Source organism: Shewanella indica (genome assembly GCF_002836975.1).
Lineage (GTDB): Bacteria > Pseudomonadota > Gammaproteobacteria > Enterobacterales > Shewanellaceae > Shewanella > Shewanella indica.
The window spans coordinates 323,076-343,773 of record NZ_NIJK01000027.1 but is presented as its reverse complement, the minus strand read 5'-3'; the positions used below and the strand labels follow the sequence as shown (position 1 = coordinate 343,773).

The 20,698-nt window shown below is 51.8% G+C and carries 19 protein-coding genes and 1 riboswitch; of the genes, 9 read left to right on the top strand and 10 right to left on the bottom strand.

The genetic code is table 11. The annotated features are described in order from the left end of the window. Positions 1 to 50: 50 nt before the first annotated feature. The 4 genes from CX650_RS08540 to crp all read right to left on the bottom strand — a co-directional run bounded on the left by CX650_RS08540 (position 51) and on the right by crp (position 3,104). The gene (locus CX650_RS08540) at positions 51 to 1,382 is read right to left on the bottom strand and encodes an ATP-binding protein (protein ID WP_101095565.1); all 1,332 of its coding nucleotides are present in this window, start codon (positions 1,380 to 1,382) and stop codon (positions 51 to 53) included. Then, on the bottom strand, positions 1,382 to 2,056 hold the full coding sequence (locus CX650_RS08535) for a response regulator transcription factor (RefSeq protein WP_039035530.1): 675 nt from the start codon (positions 2,054 to 2,056) through the stop codon (positions 1,382 to 1,384). The genes CX650_RS08540 and CX650_RS08535 overlap by 1 nt, the downstream gene beginning before the upstream one ends. Continuing rightward, the gene (locus CX650_RS08530) at positions 2,037 to 2,384 is read right to left on the bottom strand and encodes a PepSY domain-containing protein (protein ID WP_039035548.1); all 348 of its coding nucleotides are present in this window, start codon (positions 2,382 to 2,384) and stop codon (positions 2,037 to 2,039) included. The genes CX650_RS08535 and CX650_RS08530 overlap by 20 nt, the downstream gene beginning before the upstream one ends. A gap of 84 nt (positions 2,385 to 2,468) precedes the next feature. Beyond that, complete coding sequence (gene crp / locus CX650_RS08525; protein WP_025011303.1) at positions 2,469 to 3,104, bottom strand: cAMP-activated global transcriptional regulator CRP; 636 nt, start codon at positions 3,102 to 3,104, stop codon at positions 2,469 to 2,471. A gap of 356 nt (positions 3,105 to 3,460) precedes the next feature. Between crp and CX650_RS08520 the strand changes: the two genes are divergently transcribed. Then, on the top strand, positions 3,461 to 4,243 hold the full coding sequence (locus tag CX650_RS08520) for a tetratricopeptide repeat protein (RefSeq protein ID WP_039035549.1): 783 nt from the start codon (positions 3,461 to 3,463) through the stop codon (positions 4,241 to 4,243). 333 nt (positions 4,244 to 4,576) lie between these two features. On the opposite strand, the gene CX650_RS08515 is transcribed toward CX650_RS08520, so the two are convergent. The 3 genes from CX650_RS08515 to CX650_RS08505 all read right to left on the bottom strand — a co-directional run bounded on the left by CX650_RS08515 (position 4,577) and on the right by CX650_RS08505 (position 6,786). Further along, positions 4,577 to 5,464, bottom strand: a complete 888-nt coding sequence (locus tag CX650_RS08515) for a phosphoribulokinase (RefSeq protein ID WP_039035531.1) — start codon at positions 5,462 to 5,464, stop codon at positions 4,577 to 4,579. Positions 5,465 to 5,567: 103 nt separating this feature from the next. Further along, positions 5,568 to 5,825 (bottom strand): YheU family protein, encoded by a 258-nt coding sequence (locus CX650_RS08510; protein WP_039035532.1) that lies wholly within the window; start codon positions 5,823 to 5,825, stop codon positions 5,568 to 5,570. Beyond that, positions 5,809 to 6,786, bottom strand: a complete 978-nt coding sequence (locus tag CX650_RS08505) for a hydrolase (RefSeq protein WP_039035550.1) — start codon at positions 6,784 to 6,786, stop codon at positions 5,809 to 5,811. The genes CX650_RS08510 and CX650_RS08505 overlap by 17 nt, the downstream gene beginning before the upstream one ends. Positions 6,787 to 6,908: 122 nt before the next feature. On the opposite strand from CX650_RS08505, the gene CX650_RS08500 reads away from it, so the two are divergent. Further along, positions 6,909 to 7,415, top strand: a complete 507-nt coding sequence (locus CX650_RS08500; protein WP_039035533.1) for a hypothetical protein — start codon at positions 6,909 to 6,911, stop codon at positions 7,413 to 7,415. A 19-nt stretch (positions 7,416 to 7,434) separates the two neighbouring features. Then, positions 7,435 to 9,048, top strand: coding sequence for a GMC family oxidoreductase (locus CX650_RS08495; RefSeq protein ID WP_101095563.1), 1,614 nt, complete (start codon positions 7,435 to 7,437; stop codon positions 9,046 to 9,048). Here the strand turns inward: CX650_RS08495 and CX650_RS08490 are convergent. Both CX650_RS08490 and CX650_RS08485 read right to left on the bottom strand, forming a co-directional pair. Beyond that, positions 9,008 to 9,460, bottom strand: a complete 453-nt coding sequence (locus CX650_RS08490; protein WP_039035535.1) for a DUF2390 domain-containing protein — start codon at positions 9,458 to 9,460, stop codon at positions 9,008 to 9,010. The two genes, CX650_RS08495 and CX650_RS08490, sit on opposite strands and share 41 nt — an antisense overlap. A gap of 44 nt (positions 9,461 to 9,504) precedes the next feature. Beyond that, positions 9,505 to 11,412, bottom strand: coding sequence for an ABC transporter ATP-binding protein (locus CX650_RS08485; RefSeq protein WP_101095562.1), 1,908 nt, complete (start codon positions 11,410 to 11,412; stop codon positions 9,505 to 9,507). A 327-nt stretch (positions 11,413 to 11,739) separates the two neighbouring features. On the opposite strand from CX650_RS08485, the gene CX650_RS08480 reads away from it, so the two are divergent. The 3 genes from CX650_RS08480 (at position 11,740) to fusA (ending at position 15,762) form a co-directional block, all read left to right on the top strand. Next, a complete protein-coding gene (locus CX650_RS08480; RefSeq protein ID WP_101095561.1) occupies positions 11,740 to 11,925 on the top strand; it encodes a hypothetical protein in 186 nt (61 codons plus the stop codon). Between the two features lie 51 nt (positions 11,926 to 11,976). Then, positions 11,977 to 13,410 (top strand): diguanylate cyclase, encoded by a 1,434-nt coding sequence (locus tag CX650_RS08475; RefSeq protein ID WP_229799888.1) that lies wholly within the window; start codon positions 11,977 to 11,979, stop codon positions 13,408 to 13,410. A 261-nt stretch (positions 13,411 to 13,671) separates the two neighbouring features. Further along, on the top strand, positions 13,672 to 15,762 hold the full coding sequence (gene fusA / locus CX650_RS08470) for an elongation factor G (RefSeq protein ID WP_039035538.1): 2,091 nt from the start codon (positions 13,672 to 13,674) through the stop codon (positions 15,760 to 15,762). A 337-nt stretch (positions 15,763 to 16,099) separates the two neighbouring features. Here fusA and arcA read toward each other — a convergent pair whose 3' ends face one another. Beyond that, a complete protein-coding gene (arcA, locus tag CX650_RS08465) occupies positions 16,100 to 16,816 on the bottom strand; it encodes a two-component system response regulator ArcA (RefSeq protein WP_039035539.1) in 717 nt (238 codons plus the stop codon). A 560-nt stretch (positions 16,817 to 17,376) separates the two neighbouring features. Between arcA and CX650_RS08460 the strand changes: the two genes are divergently transcribed. The 3 genes from CX650_RS08460 (at position 17,377) to CX650_RS08450 (ending at position 20,671) form a co-directional block, all read left to right on the top strand. Beyond that, the gene (locus tag CX650_RS08460; protein WP_101095559.1) at positions 17,377 to 17,811 is read left to right on the top strand and encodes a DUF3293 domain-containing protein; all 435 of its coding nucleotides are present in this window, start codon (positions 17,377 to 17,379) and stop codon (positions 17,809 to 17,811) included. A gap of 82 nt (positions 17,812 to 17,893) precedes the next feature. After that, a riboswitch (Lysine riboswitch) is annotated at positions 17,894 to 18,071 on the top strand. A gap of 136 nt (positions 18,072 to 18,207) precedes the next feature. Beyond that, positions 18,208 to 19,575, top strand: coding sequence for a lysine-sensitive aspartokinase 3 (lysC, locus tag CX650_RS08455; protein ID WP_039035541.1), 1,368 nt, complete (start codon positions 18,208 to 18,210; stop codon positions 19,573 to 19,575). Continuing rightward, positions 19,565 to 20,671 carry a succinylglutamate desuccinylase/aspartoacylase family protein gene (locus CX650_RS08450; protein ID WP_101095558.1) on the top strand — a complete coding sequence of 369 codons (1,107 nt, stop codon included), beginning with the start codon at positions 19,565 to 19,567 and terminating at the stop codon, positions 20,669 to 20,671. Before lysC ends, CX650_RS08450 begins: the two co-directional genes overlap by 11 nt. Positions 20,672 to 20,698 lie beyond the last annotated feature (27 nt).

The window sequence follows — 20,698 nt, the reverse complement described above, 5'->3', positions numbered from 1 at the left end:
TGGGTTCTTTATTTTTGTTTCAGCGGCTCTTTGAGGAGCCAGGCTAACCTTCAGGCCTTGAAGGTCAGTGAAACCTTGAGTCCACCTAGTGCCGGGCTTCTGCTGAAGTCGATATCCAACTGATACTGCTCGGCAATATCCTTGACTATCGATAATCCTAATCCATGACCATTGATCTCTTCATCCAGACGATTGCCGCGGCGGGTGAGGGTTTGCATGTTTTTTTCTGCCACCCCGGGACCATCGTCTTCGACACTGACATATACCAGCCCTTGATGTTGCCACACCCTCACCAATACCAGGCTAGAGGCCCATTTATAGGCGTTATCCAACAGGTTACCGAGCAGCTCCATCCCGTCTTCCCTGTGGATTGGCAGCCTGGGAATGCCATCGCTGATATCGAAGCGCCAACTGATTTGTTTGTATCTATGCACCTTATCCAGGGTTTGGCACAGGCTTTCCAGATCCCTTGGCAGTACCAGCTGCGCCGCAGGTAGCATATCGCCGGTTATTCGCGCTGCCGCCAGTTTACGCTCTATCATCTTGTGGATCTGCTCCAACTGCTGTTCCAGTGCCCTGGCGGTGTCGGGATCTTTCAACCCCAGCGCCTCGACCTGCTGACGCATCACCGCCAGTGGTGTCTTCAGACCGTGGCTGAGATTGCCCAGATTATTACGGCTGCGCTGAATTTGATTACTGGTGTATTCAAGTAACTCGTTGTAGGTTTCGGCCAGAGGTTTGACTTCGGGAGGAATAGTCTCCAGTGACAGCGAGTTGATTTCCCCCTCCCTGAGTTTGGCCAGCGCCTGTTTTATCTGCTTAACCGGCTTGAAGGATTGCCTCAATACCAGAAATATCCCCAGGATCATCGCCAGCAGCATAGCCAGGTTGACACTCAGTTTAGTGCCATAAACCTCGGTAAATACCTTACGGCCTATGCTGAGATCCTGTGCCACTGTCAAAGTGGCATTGATCTTCTTGCTGCTGGAGGTCAGCCCCAGTGACAACAACTGAATATCGTGATTTTGTGGCCCCTTGGTTTGCCAGGCTCGGGTTTGCCCTGGCTCCAATTGCACTATCTCCAGGCGTTGATCCCACAAGGAGCGGGAGCGGATCTCCCTATCCGGCAGGTTGAGCTGGTAATAGCGCCCGGAATAGGCGGGTTTGTAGAAGCCGGAAAGCAGGCTCTGATCTATCAGGATCTCACCGTCATTGAGGTGAGTCGCCAGTGCCACCTGTTCCAGATCTTCCTGCAAGCGGTTGATGATAGAGTCGTGAAATGCCTGACGCAGCATGGACTCCATAAACGCCAGGCCTATCAGGGTACTCAGTAACACCAGTGCTGTTAGCCACAGGCTCAGCTTGGTGCGGATGGACATCATCAGGATTGGCTGCCGTGAAAGATATAACCTTGGCCACGACGGGTTTCTATCGCCGTCTTACCCAGTTTCTTACGCAGATGGGTGACATAGACCTCGACCACATTGCTCTCTTTCTCATCGTCAAATTGATACAGCTTATCGGTGAGCTGTGCCTTGGAAAGCAGTTTCTTGGGTGACATCAAGAAAATTCGCAGCAAGCGAAACTCCATGGCAGTCAGGTCGAAACTTTGTCCATTGACTGTTACTGTCTGTTCGGCTTCATCCAGACTGACGCCGCCGAAGTTCAATTGTTTGCCGGGCACAGTGGCTCGGCCATGGGTTCGGTGGATAATTGCCTGCAGTCTGGCCAGCAGCTCTTGGGTATGAAAGGGCTTGCCCAGGTAGTCATCGGCGCCGGCATTGAAGCCTTCGACCTTTTCATGCCACTGACTGCGAGCGGTCAGCATGATCACTGGAGTGGTCAGTCCCTGCTGACGCCATTTTTCCAGCAACTGCAAGCCGTTGCCATCGGGCAGGCCGATATCGAGAATGATGCAGTCATACTGGGTTTCTTTGACCAGATAGTCAGCTTCTATGGCTTTGTCGGTGACATCCGTGACATAGCCTGCTTGCTTTAATTGTTTTGCCAGTTCTTCAACCAGCAGGGCGTTATCTTCAACGAGTAGCAGTTTCATTGGGACGACATTCGCTCGGTAATGGGGTTAGGTTATCGGGTAAACCTGTGCCTGCATTTAGGCTCAGGTTGACGATATGGCCATGTTCGACTTTTATCTGCAAATCATAACGCCATTCACCATCTTTCTGATAGAGATGAGCGTCGATCAATTTGCCATGGCACACCCATTGTAGCTGAGAGAGAGTGGCATCCAAGGAGAGAATCGTCCCGGATTTCACTAATTCCTTGGCGATATCGTGATCGGGTTCCAGGTGGGGACTGGCCACTTCAGCCTTTGCAGTACTCAAAGTCAGGCTAATAAAGCTAATGAAAAATAGCCCTCTCAATTGATGCTCCCGAAAAACAAAAGTGGCCAAGGATATTACCTTGGCCACTCTATAGAATCAGGCTTAAATCAAGCTGAAGCTGGCTTAGCGGGTACCGTAAACCACTATGGTTTTACCGTGCGCCTGGATCAGGTTCTGCTCTTCCAGCATCTTGAGGATGCGGCCCACAGTTTCGCGGGAACAACCAACAATCTGACCGATTTCCTGACGGGTGATTTTGATCTGCATGCCGTCTGGGTGGGTCATGGCATCGGGCTGTTTGGCCAGGTGCAACAGAGTTTGAGCGATACGACCTGCTACGTCGAGGAAGGCCAGGTTGCCCACTTTTTGGCTGGTGCTCTGTAGACGATGTGCCATCTGAGCGGCAAGTTTCATCAGGATTTCAGGGTTAACCTGGATCAGCTGCTTGAACTTCTTGTAAGAGATTTCAGCAATTTCACAGGCTTGCTTGGCGCGAACCCAAGCGGTACGCTCGGCTTGCTCTTCGAACAGACCCAGTTCACCGATAAAGTCGCCCTGATTCAGATAAGAGAGGATCATTTCCTTACCTTCTTCATCTTTAATCAATACGGCAACAGACCCTTTAACTATGTAATACAGAGTGTCTGAATCTTCACCAGCATGGATCAGGGTGCTTTTGGCTGGATACTTATGAATGTGACAGTGTGATAAAAACCACTCCAAAGTCGGATCTGGTTTTGGCTTACCAATCAGAGCCATGCCTATGTTCCTCGATTGATTAAAACGAAAGTAAGGATATTCTAAATAAGGATTTTACGTCAATATCAAAGAGTAAACTTTGAACCTGGTCTTAGTTTAGACTAAGTGAATCAACGCAATTAAATCGCTAATCTTGGTTATCATTCTGATACTTTAGTGATACATGTCAACCAATTCAGATTAAAAGCCTCTGGATTCGCTCGAGTCTGTAGGTTAAATCACATCTTCTCAGCCTTGCTCACAATTCGCCAAGCACATTGAGGGCTATTATTAGCATTTTATTGTTGAATTCACCTCGACTTTCACGCCGGGTTCGGGCTAATTTATGAGTCTGTATGCATAGATTACCACAGGGTATCAGAGTGAAGACCCCCTTAATTGCAGCGGCTGCCATGTTGGCCTTGAGTTTGTTCAGTGGACAGTTACAGGCCTTTGCCATTCCCCAGCCAAGCAAGGAAATTGCCGCCAGCAAACTGGCTTATATTCAGCTCAATGCCGCCAATGGTGAAGTGGAAGCTCAGTACCTGCTTGGCTTGATGTACCTCTCCGGCCGTTTCGTCGTCGAGGACAAAATTGCCGGTCTCGCCTGGTTGACCAAAGCTGCCGAAGGGGGCGAGACCAAGGCGCAGCAAACTCTGGCAGACCTGGCATTTGAAGGCAAGTTAATGCAGCGGGATCTGGCGCTGGCCGAGCGTTGGTATCTGCCGTTGGCTGAACAGGGCAACCATTGGGCCAAGTTCAGACTGGGTTTCCTCTATGCTTCCGGCGGCGAAGGGGTTAACCGCCATTGCGGCAAGGCTGTGGCGTTTTTCAGCTCGGCCGGTGATGACATCTCTCTTGGCAATGCCGCCTGGATCCTGGCCACTTGCCCGGAAGCCAAGTACCGAGATGGTGGTCGGGCGTTGGCGCTTGCCAAGCAACTACTGGAAGTTAACAATCAGGACCCCACAAATCTCGATAACCTGGCGGCAGCTTACGCCGAATTGGGAGATTTTACCGCTGCGGTGGCGACTCAGCAGCAGGCCATTGCAGCGCTTGAGCAGTCACAGGATTTCAGTAAAGCGCTTGAATTTAGGCAGCGGCTGGAGAGTTATCGCAGTCACAAGCCTTACCGTGAAGTGGTGCCCTTGATGGAATAACGCCCATTGTGAATGCTTCAAGCCGATACGGATAATTCCTTTGCTGAACGCTGGGTTTTTCGCTGTGGTTGATTGTGTTTGCGTCAGAAGAAGATAAGGGCGCTTGCATGGGGAGCAAGAATTCGGGCAATAAAAAATGCCCATTATGGGCATATAAAATAGGGTAGGTTGTTGACATACTCGAGGGAACAAACAGATCAAGATGGGGGAATCTATCCCCAAGAGTATGTCAACCATCAGTATTTCGCCTGAAATCCCGATGACTGTAATTTACCCCTTTAGACTTAAATCAAACTTAATCGAGTCTGAAGCCAAAATTTATCTGCAACCAGCTTATTCAATATCCTGCTCCAGCAGGGCTTGGCGCTTATCCATCAGGTCTTTGATAAGCGGCGTCAGAATAAGCTCCATCGCCAATGACATCTTGCCTCCCGGCACGACCAGGGTGTTTACCCTGGACATAAAAGCCCCTTGGATCATCTTCAAATAGTAAGGAAAGTCGACATTGTTGATGCCGCGAAAACGGATCACCACAAAGCTTTCATCCAGACTGGGAATATCCTTGGCACTGAAGGGGTTGGAGGTATCTACCGTAGGGACCCGCTGAAAATTGATATGAGTGCGGGAGAATTGCGGCGTCATGTGATTGATATAGTCGTCCATTGAACGCACGATTGAGCCCATCACTTTTTCACGGGTATGGCCGCGCTCAGAGGTATCGCGGATGATCTTTTGGATCCATTCCAGGTTGACTATGGGTACCATGCCAATCAAGAGATCCACGTGTTGGGCAACATTGCTTTCGCCGGTCACTACACCGCCGTGCAGCCCCTCGTAGTAGAGCATATCCGTGTCTTCCGGTAGCGGCCGCCATTGGGTAAAGGTACCCGGCATCTGGTTGTAAGGCACGGCTTCATCGAAGGTATGCAGGTAGGAGCGGGTTTCCCCTTGTCCCGTGCCGGCATAGTCGGCAAAACACTTCTCCAGACGGGCAAAGTCATTGGCTTCCGGACCAAAATAGCTGATGTTGCGGTTTTCGGCCTTGGCTTTGCGGATCATCACTTCCATTTCGGCGCGGGTATAGTGGTGAAAGCTGTCCCCTTCCACCATGGCCGCATTGATCCCCAGTTGTCTGAAGATGTGACTGAAGGCGGTTGTGGTAGTCGTGGTTCCGGCCCCCGATGAACCTGTCACTGCGATAATTGGATGTTTTGCAGACATTTTTCCTACCTGTTTCAAAGAACTTGGGCCGCAGGCCAACACTGTGGTTATCTGGCCCGTTAACCTTTAGTTAACTACTTATAAAGGAATGCAGGGGGACGGGTCAATCATGGGCAAGTGGAGTTCGGCGCATGATTTCCTCGCGGGAGCGGATGGCAACGGACTCGTCATCTTCGCTGAATTCTACCAGTAAATGGCCGCTCTTGAGCGCCAGATGGCACTTGCCGATGGCCTGCTCCAACGCCTTGTCACCCAGGGAATCGAAACTGCCGTCTTCCACCTGGGAAAGCAGGTATTCCTTAATCAGGTTATCCAGGGTTTCCTTGGGCAGTTGCAGCAGGGATTCATAGGGTATCAGCATGAGTTGACTCCGTCAGATAACGCAGCAATCGCTGCTCCAGATAATAGCGTGGTCGCCACGGTGTGCCACCCTCAATAAAGCCTACATGGCCGCCATTGGCATGAAGTTCATATTCGACGCAGGCGGGCAGATGTGCCAATGATGGGATAACGGCGTCAGTCATAAAAGGGTCGTCTGCTGCATGAATTATCAGGGTCGGTTTGGCTATCTTACCCAATAAAGGCAAGGCGCTGGCCCTTTGATAATAGTCATCGACACCGTTGAAACCGTGCAGCGGTGCAGTCACCTGATGGTCAAAATCATAAAAGGTGTTCAGCCGTTTGATGGCTTCACCATTCAGCGGCAACTGGCTGTTGCCCCGCTCGAGTTTCAGCAACATTTTTTGCTGCAATTGGCGGATAAGATAACTTTGATAAACTTTGGAGAAGCCTTTCTCCAGCCGCTTGGCGCAGGATGCAAGCGCCAGCGGTGCCGATACCACGGCGGCGCGGCTGAGCAGGCTTTTATCTGCAAATTCTCCCTGGTACTTGGCCAGTACATTGCCGCCGAGGCTGTAACCTACCGCCAGTAGAGGCGAGTGGGGATAGCGCTGCTTCAGGGTTTGCAGGCTATGGCTGATATCGGCCGTATCACCGCTGTGGTAACTGCGCGCCAGGCGATTGTCTTCACCCGAGCAGCCTCTGTGATGGTGCACTACGGCGGCCAGTCTCTGCTTCTGACACTCACGCAGCAGGCGGCGGATATAGTGGGAGTCGGCGCTGCCTTCCAGCCCGTGCAGTATTACCAATAAGGGCTTACCCGGGGTTGGCGTCTTGAGCCAGTCGAGATCGATAAAGTCACCATCTTCCAGTTCCAGACGCTCACGCCGCAGCGGCAACCCCGCCACTTTGGTCAGCACGGGAATGATAGTTTGAAAATGGGGGCTTCTGGCCCACCAGGGCGGACGAAAACTGCTGCTCATGGGATCTCGCATGCAAAATGGCCTATTGCCGTGGGCGCTTTGCTGTGGTTAATTGGTTATCGGCCGGATTGTAACACAGATGTCAGCACAGCCGAGTGCAGGGAAATGACAGGAGGACAGGCATGCAAAGACGGCAGTTTCTATTGTGGGCTTTGGGAGGAACAACGGCGCTGGCGTTAGGTGTCAGCCTCTATGTGGATGAGGAGATTGCCAGCTTGAGTGAGCGGGAAAAGCCCCATGATCTTCTGCTTGGTGCCTTGATCCCTGTGTTGCTTGAAGGCGCATTGCCTGAGATTAGCAAGCATAGAGTCGATGCCATCAATCGCACTCTGGATGCGGTCAATCAAACCCTGAAATGGCTACCTAAGGCCCAGCGTCAGGAGCTGGAACAGCTGCTCGACTTGCTGGAAAACCGCTTTGGCTTACTTTTGCTGAGCGGCAGCATGACGCCTCTGATGCTGCGCAGCCCCAACGAATTGGTCGACATGCTGGAGTCCTGGCGCAGCGCTTGGATGGCGCTGCTGCAACAAGCTTATCTCGGTCTCAGAGAATTATTGATGGCAAGCTATTATGCCTGCCCTGAGCATTGGGACAGACTCAACTATAACAAGCCAAAACTGGCACTCTGATACCCGACTGGAGACACATTTGTCGATAGCTGATCCCATTTTGGCCGGGCTGGCCACAGGTTGGAAACATACAGATGGTGCCTCTTTGGCCGAGGATCTTGAACTGGAGACTGATGTCGTCATCATAGGCACAGGTGCCGGTGGCGGTACGGCGGCTGAAATATTGACTCAGGCTGGGCTCAGGGTCTTGCTGTTGGAGGCCGGGCCGCTCAAGTCATCGTCTGACTTTGTGATGGAGGAGCGCCGCGCCTATCCAGAACTCTACCAGCAAGCGGCGGCCATGAAGACCCTGGATAAGGGGATAGGTATTTTTCAGGGCAAGTCGGTCGGCGGCTCCACCACAGTCAACTGGACTACTTCGATTCGAACCCCCAAAGCCACCTTGGATTATTGGCAAAGCCTTGGGGTTAAAGGTTTGTCCCGCAGCGAGCTGGATCCCTGGTTCGACAAGATGGAGCAAAGGCTCAATATCAGTCGCTGGCCGATAGATCCCAACCGCAACAACCAGGCCCTCAGGGATGGCTGTGTCGCGCTTGGCTGGGACTACACAGTTATCAAACGCAATGTGCTGGGCTGCTGGAACACTGGGTACTGCGGCATGGGCTGCCCGGTGAATGCCAAGCAATCCATGCTGGTCACCACAATACCTGCTGCCCTGAATGCCGGGGCAGAGCTATACAGCCATGTTCGCGCCGAACGCTTCGAGCATCATGGTGAGCGGGTTTTTGCCCTTAGAGCCGAGGCGCTCGATGGCTATAACAAGCCTACAGGTGTCAAATTGATGATCCGCGCCCGTCATTATGTGGTGGCGGCCGGGGCAATCCACACTCCGGCATTGCTGCTGCGCTCACAAATGACAGATCCCTATCAGCGCCTCGGCAAGCAGACCTGTTTACACCCAACCGTACTCAGCGGCGCCCGCTTTCGGGAAGCAATCAATGCCCACTCCGGGGCACCGCAGTCGATATATTCGGATCAGTTTGTTTGGCAAGATGGTGCCACTGGTCAACCTGGATATAAGCTGGAAGTACCGCCGGTGCACCCTGTGCTTATCGCCTCCAAGACCTTGGGCTATGGGCCACAGCATGCCGAGTTGATGTCCTGGTTCAATCATCTGCAGGTCACCATAGCCCTGATCCGGGATGGCTTTTCGCCGGAATTGCCCGGTGGTCAGGTATTGCTGACAGATAAAGGCACTGCCCTGGATTACCCCCTGACGCCGGCCTTGTTTGCCGCCGCCAGAAGGGCCTTTGCCAGCATGGCCGAGCTGCAGTTTGCCGCAGGCGCCGAGCAGGTTATGCCCATCAATGAGGGCGCCGGAATTTTGTCCTCCTGGCAAGAGGCCAAACAGGTTATTGCTGAGATGCTGCTGGCGCCACTGAAGACCATAGTGGCTTCAGCGCATGTGATGGGCGGCTGCGCCATGGGTGAAAACAGGCAGTTATCCTGGGTGAACAGCGAAGGCCAGGCGCATTACTACAGCAATCTGTCGGTGATGGATGGCTCTGTATTTCCCAGCAGTTTGGGAGCCAATCCTCAATTGAGCATCTATGGTTTGACGGCGCGCAACGCCAGCTTGCTGGCCCGGAGGCTCAAGCCTGAGCCAGCAGTGCAGGATATTGCTGAGGACTGAGGTTGAACTGCGCCAGATAGGTACTGAGATTGTGTTGCCTGTCTTCAGTGACGCTGCGAGGCAGGCCGTTGAGTTTGTGCAATATCAGCTGCTGCCCTCTGCGTTCCATCATCAGCTCGACATCCAACATCTGTTGGTACTCGGTTTGTCCCAGGTTGGGTTTGGCCAGGCGTCTCAGTCGCCGATAGGGGCGCAGAATACCGCTTTCCCATTGCTCCACTTCGCTGTGGAGCTGGGCCCACGAGCCTTGGTTGAGGCTAACGCCTTTGTTGTCCAGGGTCAGCGCCAGCAGCAAGAGGTTGACTATCAGGCCGTGTTCGTCCTGCAGCTTTATCAGCAGGCTTTCCAGCGCCGGGTAAAGTGTTTCACATTCCTGCCAAAGACTAGAGGTAAACAGACTCGTATGTGGCACGCTTTTCTCCTTGCTTGCAATCTCAACACCCGGGTTTCCCCGGCTCAAAGGCCTGACTCGGCTTCGATGGTGTCTATCTCTTCCTGAAGTTCCAACCAGTTCATTTCACTCTCTTCCAGCGCCTGCGAAAGTTGGGTGCGCTCGGCGAGGATCTCCGTCAGTCTGGGCTTTTGTTCGGCTTCGTAGAGAGAAGTATCCGCCAGCAGATTTTCCAGCTCCGCCAATCTGTCGGTAGCCAGGCTTTGCTCGGCTTCCAGTTTGGCCTGGCGTTTCTTCAGTGGTGATAGTTTTTGCCTCAATTCAGCTTCCAGGCGCTTTTGCAGTTTCTTGTCCTGGGCCGGTGAGGCTTCGTCAACCTGAGACACGCTTGCCGTTGCAGCTTTGGCGGCATCCAGCAACCACTGGTGATAGTCATCCAGATCGCCATCGAACATCCGCACTTCGCCGCCATCGACCAGGTAATAGTCGTTGCAGGTGAGTCTCAGCAGGTGACGGTCGTGGGACACTATCACCATGGCGCCTTCAAAGCCCTGCAGTGCAACGGTCAGGGCGTGGCGCATCTCCAGATCCAGGTGGTTGGTGGGCTCATCGAGCAGCAATAGATTGGGGCGTTGCCAAACCAGCAGCGCCAGTACCAGACGGGCCTTTTCACCACCGGAGAAGGGACGCACTTGGGCCAGCGCCATATCTCCCTGGAATCCAAAGCCACCGAGGAAGTCTCTCAACTCCTGTTCGCGGGCATTGGGGGCCAGGCGCTGCAGATGCTGCAGCGGGGTATCATCCAGCTGCAGAAACTCTATCTGATGCTGGGCAAAGTAGCCGATATTGAGCCCGGGATTGGGCTCGTACAGGCCGCGCATGGGCGAGAGTTGCTCAGACAGCAACTTAATCAGGGTGGACTTACCGGCACCATTACGACCCAATAAACCGATGCGGGCACCGGGCACCAGATTGAGGTGCACCTTGTTGAGAATAGCCTTGTCGCCGTAGCCGACCGACACATCTTCCATCTTCACCAAGGGGGTGGGCAGCGCATCCGGCTCGCGAAACTCCATATAGAAAGGGCTGTCGGCCTTGGAAGGCATCAGCTCAGTCATCTTTTCCAGTGCCTTCAGGCGACTTTGGGCCTGTTTGGCCTTACTGGCCTTGTAACGGAAGCGGTCTACAAAAGACTGCATATGCGCTCTCTCTCGCTGCTGGCGTTCATAGGCCACCTGTTGCTGGGCCATACGTTCGGCACGAGTGTGTTCAAAGGCGCTGTAGTTACCCTTGTAGAAGTTAAGTTTTTGGTGTTCCACATGGACGATTTCGTCCACTATGGCATCGATAAAGTCACGGTCGTGGCTGATCAGCACCAGCGTGCCTTGATAGGATTTAATCCAACCTTCCAGCCAGTACATGGTATCCAGATCCAGGTGGTTGGTGGGCTCATCGAGCAGCAATAATTCTGAGCGACACAGCAGTGCCTGCGCCAGATTGAGGCGCATCCGCCAGCCGCCGGAGAAACTCTTCACCGGATGGCTCTGCTGGGCCTCGGTAAAGCCAAGACCTGCCAGCAGGGTACCGGCACGGGCACGTATGCTGTAGCCGCCTACGGCATCAAGCTTGCCGTGCAGTTCGGCTATCCTGTGGCCATTATCCTCGGCTTCAGCCTTGGCCAGCTGGGTTTCGAGCTCGCGAAACTCACTATCGCCATCGAGCACATATTCCAGTGCCGATACCTCCAGCGCCGGGGTCTCCTGGGCAACGGTTGCAATGCGCCACTGGGATGGCACGCTGATCTCGCCTTTGTCCAGGTGTAGTTGCCCTAAAATCAGGGCCAGCAATGAGGACTTGCCCGTACCGTTGGCGCCGACTAATCCCACCTTGTGGCCGGGATAAATAGTCAATGAGGCCTCGTCAAGCAAGGTCTTGGTGCCACGGATCAACTGGGCATCGGAAATGGTGATCATGAATACTGCTTTGGAATACGCTGAAATTATGGGGCCAGATGATAGCCCAGAACCCCGGTCTCAGGCTATAGCAGCAACACTTTGCTGTGAGCTGGCACCTGGGGGTAAATGACGGTCATCATTTCGAATGAAAGCCCCCCCTCAAAAGTATGGCTTTACGGCTAACGACGCGAAAAACATCGGAAAAAGCCAAAGTTTCAGATATTTCTGAACTGCTGTTTGTAAAAACGTGCAGTACCATCCAAGCGCGCAAAAAAAGCGCCACAGGCAACAAGGAGTTTTACCAAGGGAGCCTAATTACCTTGGGGCGGACAGGGAGAGTCGTAGATGGGCGTGATCCGCGTAGTCAGCATGGCTGAGTTGCATCTCAGCCATGCCGGGCAGATTGAGGCCAACTGGCAAAGCTTGAGCAATGAACAGCTGGTATCTTTGGCGCCGTCCGGGTGCTCGCTTGAGCAGCTCAAGCGGGAACTGGCCGATAGCAGTAGAGTGCTCCTCAGAATGAGAGAGTAAAGTTTATGGACTAAAATTCTATGTATTCTGACTCGCCTGAGAGTAAACACTTTGCTGACATTTTTGCGGCCCATATTGTTTGGCAACCTTTTACTGGCAACGGCCGCAGTCAATGCAGTCACGATTCCCTATTGTGTCGACCCCGACTGGATGCCCTATGAAGGCATAGACCAAGGCAAACATGTGGGCATTTCATCCGGCTTTCTTGAATTCATTGAAGAGCAGACTGATTGGCAGTTTCAGTTAGTGCCCACCGCCAGTTGGCAGCAGACATTGACATATTTGAAGCAACAACAGTGCGTATTTACTCCCATGCTCAACTATACCTCCAGGCGCGCCGAATATTTATCCTTCACTGATATCTATAGTCGCTCTCCCAATGTGTTGGTTTCCCGCCGCGAGCAACCCTTTCTACAAAGTATGGAACAGGTCGGGAATAGAAGTCTGGTGATCCCCAGAGGTTACCGCTTGCTGGATTATGTGCGTCAGAACTATCCCAAGATCCACATTATGCTGGCCGAGACGGAGCAGCAGGGGCTGGAGATGGTATCCAGCGGTGAGGCTGATCTGTTTATTGGTTCTATGTATTCCATCAATGCCCGCATTCAGCAGAGCGGCTTGTTTAACCTCAAAATCGCCGGTTGGGCCGGGCCTGAGGATCAGTTCCGGATGGCGGTGACTGAGAATAGCAAGTGGATGCTGCCCGATCTAAATCGTTTGTTGGCGCAGATTTCTGACGACCACAGGGCCAGGCTGTATCGTCAGTGGAGCAATATGGCGGTGTTGGAGCAGACGAATAGAGGGCTGACTTGGCAGCTTATGGTTGTGATAACACTGGTCTTCGGCGCTTTGTTGGCGCGCTACCGCTGGATTAGTAAGTATAACCGGGAGCTGACAGCCAAGAATCAACAGTTGGAGAAACTGCGTAATCAGCTATTGGAAACCAATAAGGAACTTGAGTTTATTTCGACCCACGATCCTTTAACCAAGTTGTATAACCGTCACTACTTTCATCGACATTTTGCGCCAGAACATCGCAGTGACGCAGCGCAAGGGCATACATCACTGATAGTGATAGACATAGATTTCTTTAAAGATATCAATGATCGCCATGGTCACAGCGTGGGTGATTCCATACTCAGTGATCTGGCTTCTCTGCTCATGGAGGGAGCCCGCGAAATCGACCTGGTGGCCCGTTGGGGCGGTGAGGAGTTTATGATTATTTGCCCGGATACTGATTGTATTCAGGCAAGGCATTTGTGTGAGCGCTTGGCATCGGCGATGACTGTTTATCCCTTTTCTGCCGGTGTTAGCCTTAGCTGTAGTTTTGGCCTGACAGAGCTGAAACCCGGAGAGTCTATTTGGAGCGCATTTGATCGGGCTGACCTGGCTTTGTATCGGGCCAAGTCAGAAGGCCGTAACAGAATTTGCTGCGATCCTGAATATGATCGAGCCAATAAAATCGGGCCAAATTCATCGGTTTGAGGTTAGAGCCGCACTTTTATGAAGTCAATTTCCGTGTTTATGACCCGAATAGTGAAAGTATGTGTGCTCAAGATGTTGAATTTATGGTGTTTTATTTTTTTTATTCGTTAGCGGTGACAAACTGGTGAAAATTGAAACTGTTGATTGCAGCCTATGGGGGTTTCGGTGTTATAATACGCGCCTTATTTATGGGGTTCCGTCTGTCGCAGCTTTGAAGTGGCATACTCCGTCTCCTATTAACTAATCATTTGAAGTTGAATCATGACTGACTTATCAAAATACAGAAACATTGGTATTTTTGCTCACGTTGACGCGGGTAAAACCACTACCACAGAACGTATCCTGAAACTGACCGGCAAAATCCACAAGATGGGTGACAGCCACGACGGTACCACTACTACTGACTTCATGGAGCAGGAAGCCGAGCGCGGTATTACCATTCAGTCTGCTGCGGTAAGTTGCTTCTGGAAAGATCACCGTTTCAACGTCATCGACACACCCGGACACGTTGACTTCACAGTTGAAGTATATCGTTCTCTGAAAGTTCTGGACGGCGGTATCGGTGTATTCTGTGGTTCCGGTGGTGTTGAGCCTCAGTCCGAAACCAACTGGCGTTATGCTAACGAATCTGAAGTTGCTCGTATCATCTTCGTAAACAAGTTGGACCGTATGGGTGCCGACTTCCTGCGTGTTGTAGGTCAGATCAAGCGCGTTCTGGCTGCGACTCCATTGGTTATGACTCTGCCTATCGGCGTTGAAGATGAGTTTAAGGGCGTTGTTGACGTTCTGAACCGTAAAGCTTATGTATGGGATGATTCTGGTCTGCCAGAAAACTACTCTGTAGAAGAAGTTCCAGAAGACATGGTTGATCTGGTTGAAGAGTACCGTGAGCACCTGGTTGAGACTGCCGTTGAGCAGGACGACGACCTGATGGAAGCTTACATGGAAGGTGAAGAGCCTTCTATCGAAGATCTGAAGCGTTGTATCCGTAAGGGTACCATCAATCTGTCATTCTTCCCCACTTACTGTGGTTCTGCTTACCGTAATAAGGGTATGCAGCTGGTTCTGGATGCGGTTGTTGACTACCTGCCATCTCCAACAGAAGTTGAGCCTCAGCCTCTGACTGACCCAGAAACTGGTGAAGAAACCGGTGAAGTCGCTACTGTATCTGCCGATGAGCCACTGCGCGCTCTGGCGTTCAAGATCATGGATGACCGTTTCGGCGCCCTGACCTTTATCCGTGTCTACTCTGGTAAGCTGAAGAAAGGTGACACTATCCTGAACTCTGCTACCGGTAAGACCGAGCGTATCGGCCGTATGGTTGAGATGCACGCTAACGATCGTAAAGAGATCGACTCTGCTCAAGCCGGTGACATCATCGCCGTTGTAGGTATGAAGAACGTTCAGACTGGTCACACTCTGTGTGATCCTAAGCACGAATGTACTCTTGAGCCTATGATCTTCCCTGATCCAGTAATCTCTATCGCTGTAACTCCTAAGGACAAAGGCGCTTCTGAGAAGCTGGGTGTTGCTCTGGGTAAGATGGTTGCAGAAGATCCATCATTCCAGGTTGAAACCGACCAGGAAACCGGTGAAACCATCCTTAAGGGTATGGGTGAATTGCACCTGGACATCAAAGTAGACATCCTGAAGCGTACTCACGGTGTTGAACTGACGGTTGGTGCTCCACAGGTAGCTTACCGTGAAACCATCACTCAAGCCGTTGAAGACAGCTACACTCACAAGAAGCAGTCTGGTGGTTCTGGTCAGTTCGGTAAGATCGACTACCGCATCCGTCCAGGCGAAGCTGGTAGTGGCTTCAAGTTCACCTCCAGCGTTGTTGGTGGTAACGTACCTCGTGAATTCTGGCCAGCAGTTGAAAGCGGCTTCGAAGACATGATGAACGAAGGTCCTCTGGCTGGCTTCCCAGTACTGGACGTTGAAGTTGAACTGTTCGACGGTGGTTACCACGCAGTTGACTCCTCAGCGATCGCGTTTGAAATCGCTGCCAAGGGTGCATTCCGTCAGTCTATGCCTAAGGCCAAGCCTCAGTTGCTGGAACCTGTGATGAAGGTTGACGTGTTCACTCCAGACGATCACGTTGGTGACGTTATCGGTGACCTGAACCGTCGTCGCGGTATGATCAAGGATCAGGAAGCTGGTCTGACTGGCGTACGTGTTAAGGCTGACGTGCCACTGGCAGAAATGTTCGGTTACATCGGTCACCTGCGTACCATGACTTCTGGTCGTGGTCAGTTCTCCATGGAGTTCTCTCACTATGCTCCATGTCCTGCCAACGTGGCTGAGACTGTTATCGCAGAAACCAAGGCTCGTAACGCAGCCAAGAAATAAGGATTAATTATCCTGATAAAAACCCGCCTTGATGGCGGGTTTTTTTATGGGCGAATATCCAGTGCCACTAAGCCAGCAGAATCAAGTTTGTACTCAGTTCGGCGGATGCCGCTGAATATCAATGGGCAATCGGATGGCAACTGTTTCCGAAACTGGCATATGTGGCAAAGGAGCTACCTAAGATAAAGGAGCCATCTAAGATAAAGGCGCTGGGATTGGCAGAGCATTACCGTGAGGAAATCACAGCAAATATCAGTAGAAGGGGGAGTGGTGATAGCAGATAAACAAAAGCCAGCTCGATAAGCTGGCTTTGTTCAGGGCCGATAACGCGTGTTTATCAGTCTTCCAGATTACCGCAGAAACGGTAGCCTTCGCCGTGGATGGTGGCGATGATTTCCGGTGTATCAGGCACACTTTCGAAGTGCTTACGGATACGGCGGATAGTCACATCAACAGTACGGTCATGTGGCTTAAGCTCACGGCCGGTCATCTTCATCAGCAACTCGGCGCGGCTGAGGATCTTGCCTGGGTTTTCCACAAAGTGCAGCATGGCGCGGAATTCGCTACGCGGCAGCTTGTAAGACTCACCCTGAGGGCTGACCAGTGAACGGCTGTTGATCTCCAGGCTCCAACCATTGAAACGATAATGTTCCACGGCGGCCTTTTCTTCAATTTCAGCACCTGAGCTGTTGACACGAGTCAGCAGGTTGCGGGCACGAATAGTCAACTCACGAGGGTTGAACGGTTTGGTGATGTAATCATCGGCACCGATTTCCAGGCCCAAGATCTTGTCTACTTCGTTATCACGACCGGTAAGGAAGATGAGGCCGATATTGTTGATTTCGCGCAACTCCCGCGCCAACAGCAAACCATTCTTACCTGGCAGATTGATATCCATAACCACCAGGTTCACCTTGTTTTCCTGCAAGGCTTTGTGCATCTCTGCGCCATCATTGGCTTCGGTTACCACATAACCTTCTGCCTCGAAAATACTTCTCAGCGTGTTACGGGTAACGGCTTCATCTTCAACGATCAGAATGTGCGGGTTTTGCATGTTATTTACCTAATTAAATCAGTTTATCTAACCATGAGCGCGGGTGACGCTCCGCTATACTCTCTAAAACGCCAACATTCACAGGGTTCACGTAAGTGCTGTTCAAAACTGAAATGAAACGGCAACACACTTCATGATTAGCAAAAAGTATGCTCTCCACCTGGAGAGGCGCGAACTGTACTCTCTAGGATTCCCAGTGGCGGGATTTAGTTCCTGAAAGACATGGAAAATCCAGAAAATGCGATCTTAAAACCAGATTACATTTGGTACAGAGTCGTTATCATTAGAGACTTATGCTGTCGCGTAATGGCGCTAGCCTGGTCACACGCTTAACTCTAGGTCTCTGTCGATACAATCCATTGTACTAGGATTAGGCATTTGTTAACAAATGAAATGTTAACAAATTAATGTTTAACTATGATCTAAGTCACAAGTTTTTATGTTAGATATTGAAACTTAAGCGTTTTGTGTTTTGTCTTACTGTGAGCTTGCTCACGGGGCTAGGGGATTTCGTAAGCCTTTGCTAGAATAACTCCGGTTCATTAGAGACAGATACTACAATGGATGCTGCATTTGAAAGTCTCTGGCAGTACTACCAGAGCGCATGCTTTTTTTTGACTCAGTCGTTTTCTTCCGCTGTTCCTTTTGCCATTATCACCGCCCATAACCCTCTGGGGCAAAAATTGACTTCCTGCCAGAACCGTCTTCTCGATCGGCAATTACAAGGTGATATTGATAAGCTCGGCATACCCTATCGGGCCATTATAGGTGCGGCTGAGGATCTCAGTCATATGGAAAAAAGTTGGGCCCTGTTTTTGGATAAGGCTGCGGCAATCGAACTGGCATTCAAGTACCGTCAGAATGCACTTTATTATGTGGATAAAGGCTTACTGACATTAGTGCCCTGCCATAAAGGCAAGCATGAAATAGAGCTTGGATTATTTGCAAGCCGAGCTCGTTTGGTCAATGAATTACCTGAACTTAGTGATAAATAAGTTGAGGATATTTCATCAGATGCAAATTAGCATTGACTTCATAAGGGCTTTATTGCTAATTTTTTCATCCCTTTCGCAAGAAAGGAACAGAAGAGGAGCGTTAACTAGGTAGTGAGTCAGAGGAAACCAATTTCCTATGACGGCTCATGAGGGAGATTAACGCCGAGGTCGGGATGCGTATTGGTAACGCTCTCCGGTCGGTTGGTCAGGCTGAATCCTGGCGGCTGTCACCTGGTTTTTGGTGGAGAGCTTCTGGTGACGATCGCTTTGTCCCTACTTTGGGGTGCGTTATCTCAGCACCAGGCTCTTCGAACGTTATCTGTTCGGAGCTTAACTCATGAAGTCTATTCTCGTTGTCGACCTTTCCCTGTCACCTGCCTGTGGGGGAATGCGCTGATGTCTCTTGTTGTTGCCAAGTTTGGCGGTACCTCAGTTGCCGATTATCAGGCGATGAATCGCTGTGCCGATATAGTGCTTGGAAATTCGGCTACTCGTCTGGTTGTGGTGAGTGCATCCAGTGGCGTAACCAATCTGTTGGTGGAGTTGTCTCAGGCAGACATGGGGGATGAGCGCCGTCTCAAATTATTGAAGGATATTGCCAGCATTCAATATGCGATTCTGGACAAACTTGGTAGACCTGCTGCTGTTGCCGCGGCGCTGGATGCCTTGCTCAGCCGTATGGCAACGCTCAGTGCCAAGCTGTTGCAGGGGCCGAGTAATGCTATGGTTGATGAGATCCTGTCCCTTGGTGAGCAATGCTCTTCAGCGCTGTTTGCCGCGGTATTGAGAGAACGCGGTGCCAAGGCCAGCGCCTTTGATGTGCGTCAGGTGATGCGTACCGATAGCCATTTCGGCAAGGCCGAACCACAAATCGCCGAACTGAAGCGACTGGCGACAGAGAAATTACAACCCTTGCTTGAGCAGCAACTGTTGGTGACCCAGGGGTTTATCGGTGCCGATGCCGAGGGGCGAACCACTACCCTTGGGCGTGGCGGCAGTGATTATTCCGCGGCTCTGTTGGCAGAAGCTTTGCAAGCCGATGCGGTTGAGATCTGGACCGATGTAGAAGGGATTTACACCACAGATCCCAGACTGGCTCCCAACGCCAGGCCTATCGCAGAAATCAGTTTTAATGAGGCGGCGGAGATGGCTACTTTTGGCGCCAAGGTGTTACACCCTGCCACCATCTTGCCGGCGGTGCGCCAACAGATCCAAGTGTTTGTCGGTTCCAGTCGGGCGCCGGAAAAAGGCGGCACCTGGATCCGCCATCAAGTGGAAGATGAGCCGGTATTCAGGGCCGTTGCCGTGAGACGAGATCAGACCCTGCTTAACTTGCATAGTTTGCAGATGTTGCATGCCCAGGGCTTTTTGGCTGAGACCTTTGCTGTGTTGGCGCGGCACAAGATCAGTGTCGATCTCATTACCACCTCAGAGGTGAATGTGTCGCTGACCCTGGACAAAACAGGTTCAGATTCAGCCGGTAAGGGGCTTCTGACGGAAGCTCTGCTGCAGGAGTTATCGCAAAACTGCCGGGTGCGGGTGGAAGACAAGCTGGCTCTGGTGGCGATCATTGGCAACAAGATAGCCACTACCGCCGGGATCTGTCGCCGGGTATTTGAAGTGCTCGAACCCCATAACGTCCGAATGATCTGTCAGGGCGCCAGTCCACACAATCTCTGTGTCTTGGTGTCTGAAGCCGAAGCCGGTGATGTGGTGGCCGCTTTGCATCGTAACTTATTTGAAGGTGCTCAGGATGCAGCTTGAACACCTGCAGGTTGGGGAGCTGGCCGCAGGTCAGCCTCTGACCATCCCCATATATCGCTTCAAAGGCACCGGTCACTCGGCGCCCAGCGTCTATATTCAGGCCAATGTGCATGGCGCCGAGGTACAGGGCAATGCGGTGATTTTGCAATTGTTGCAGTACTTCAAGGCGCATCCGCCTCTGGGAGATGTCACTCTGGTGCCTTTGGCCAACCCCTTGGGGATCAACCAGAAAAGCGGTGAGTTTACCTTGGGCCGCTTCGATCCCATCACAGGTATTAACTGGAACCGAGCCTATCTTGAGCAGGTCGTCCATCTGGATGACTGGTATCCGCAGTATAGTGAGCTGCCGGAGCAAGCACTGTTTGATGCTTTTCGTCAGCTTCTCATTGCCAACTGTGAGCAGGCATTGGTCAATCCCTGGGGAGTGACGACCGGCCAGAGATTGGCGCTCAATCTGCAGAAACTGGCACATGGCGCTGACATAGTGCTGGATCTGCACACCGGCCCCAAGTCCTGTAAACACCTTTATTGCCCCGAGTATGAGCTGTCAGCTGCCGGCTACTTTCATATTCCCTACACCTTGGTGATGCCTAAAGGCTTTGGCGGTGCCATGGATGAAGCGGCCTTTAATCCCTGGTGGCAACTCAGCGATTATGCCAAGAGTAGGGGGCGAGATCTAAAAGTCGCAGTATCGGCCTTTACTTTGGAGCTTGGCAGTCAGGAGCGTATCGATCTTGCCGATGCCAGTCGGGATGCGGAAGGGATATTAAGTTATCTGAGTTATAGAGAGGTGATAGCCCAAAGCGTACTGCCGCAGGTGATGCCACGTTTTGCTTGTTTGCTGAAAGACTATCGAAAGTTTCACGCACCCATGGCGGGTATGGTGGAGTATCTGGCCGAGCCGGGAGTGCCTTTGCCCGCCGGCGTGCCTCTGGTCAATATTCTCAGGCTCGACCGAGTCGATGTTGGCACAGAGGTTACCAAGCTCTCACTTGAGGAAGATGTGATCCCCGTGCTGCATTTTGCCTCGGCGTCTGTGCACCAAGGGACTGAGCTCTACAAGGTGATGACCAACTACTTTACTCTTTCTGATTAAGTTAGGTCCGGTGTGAGCCGGAATTTA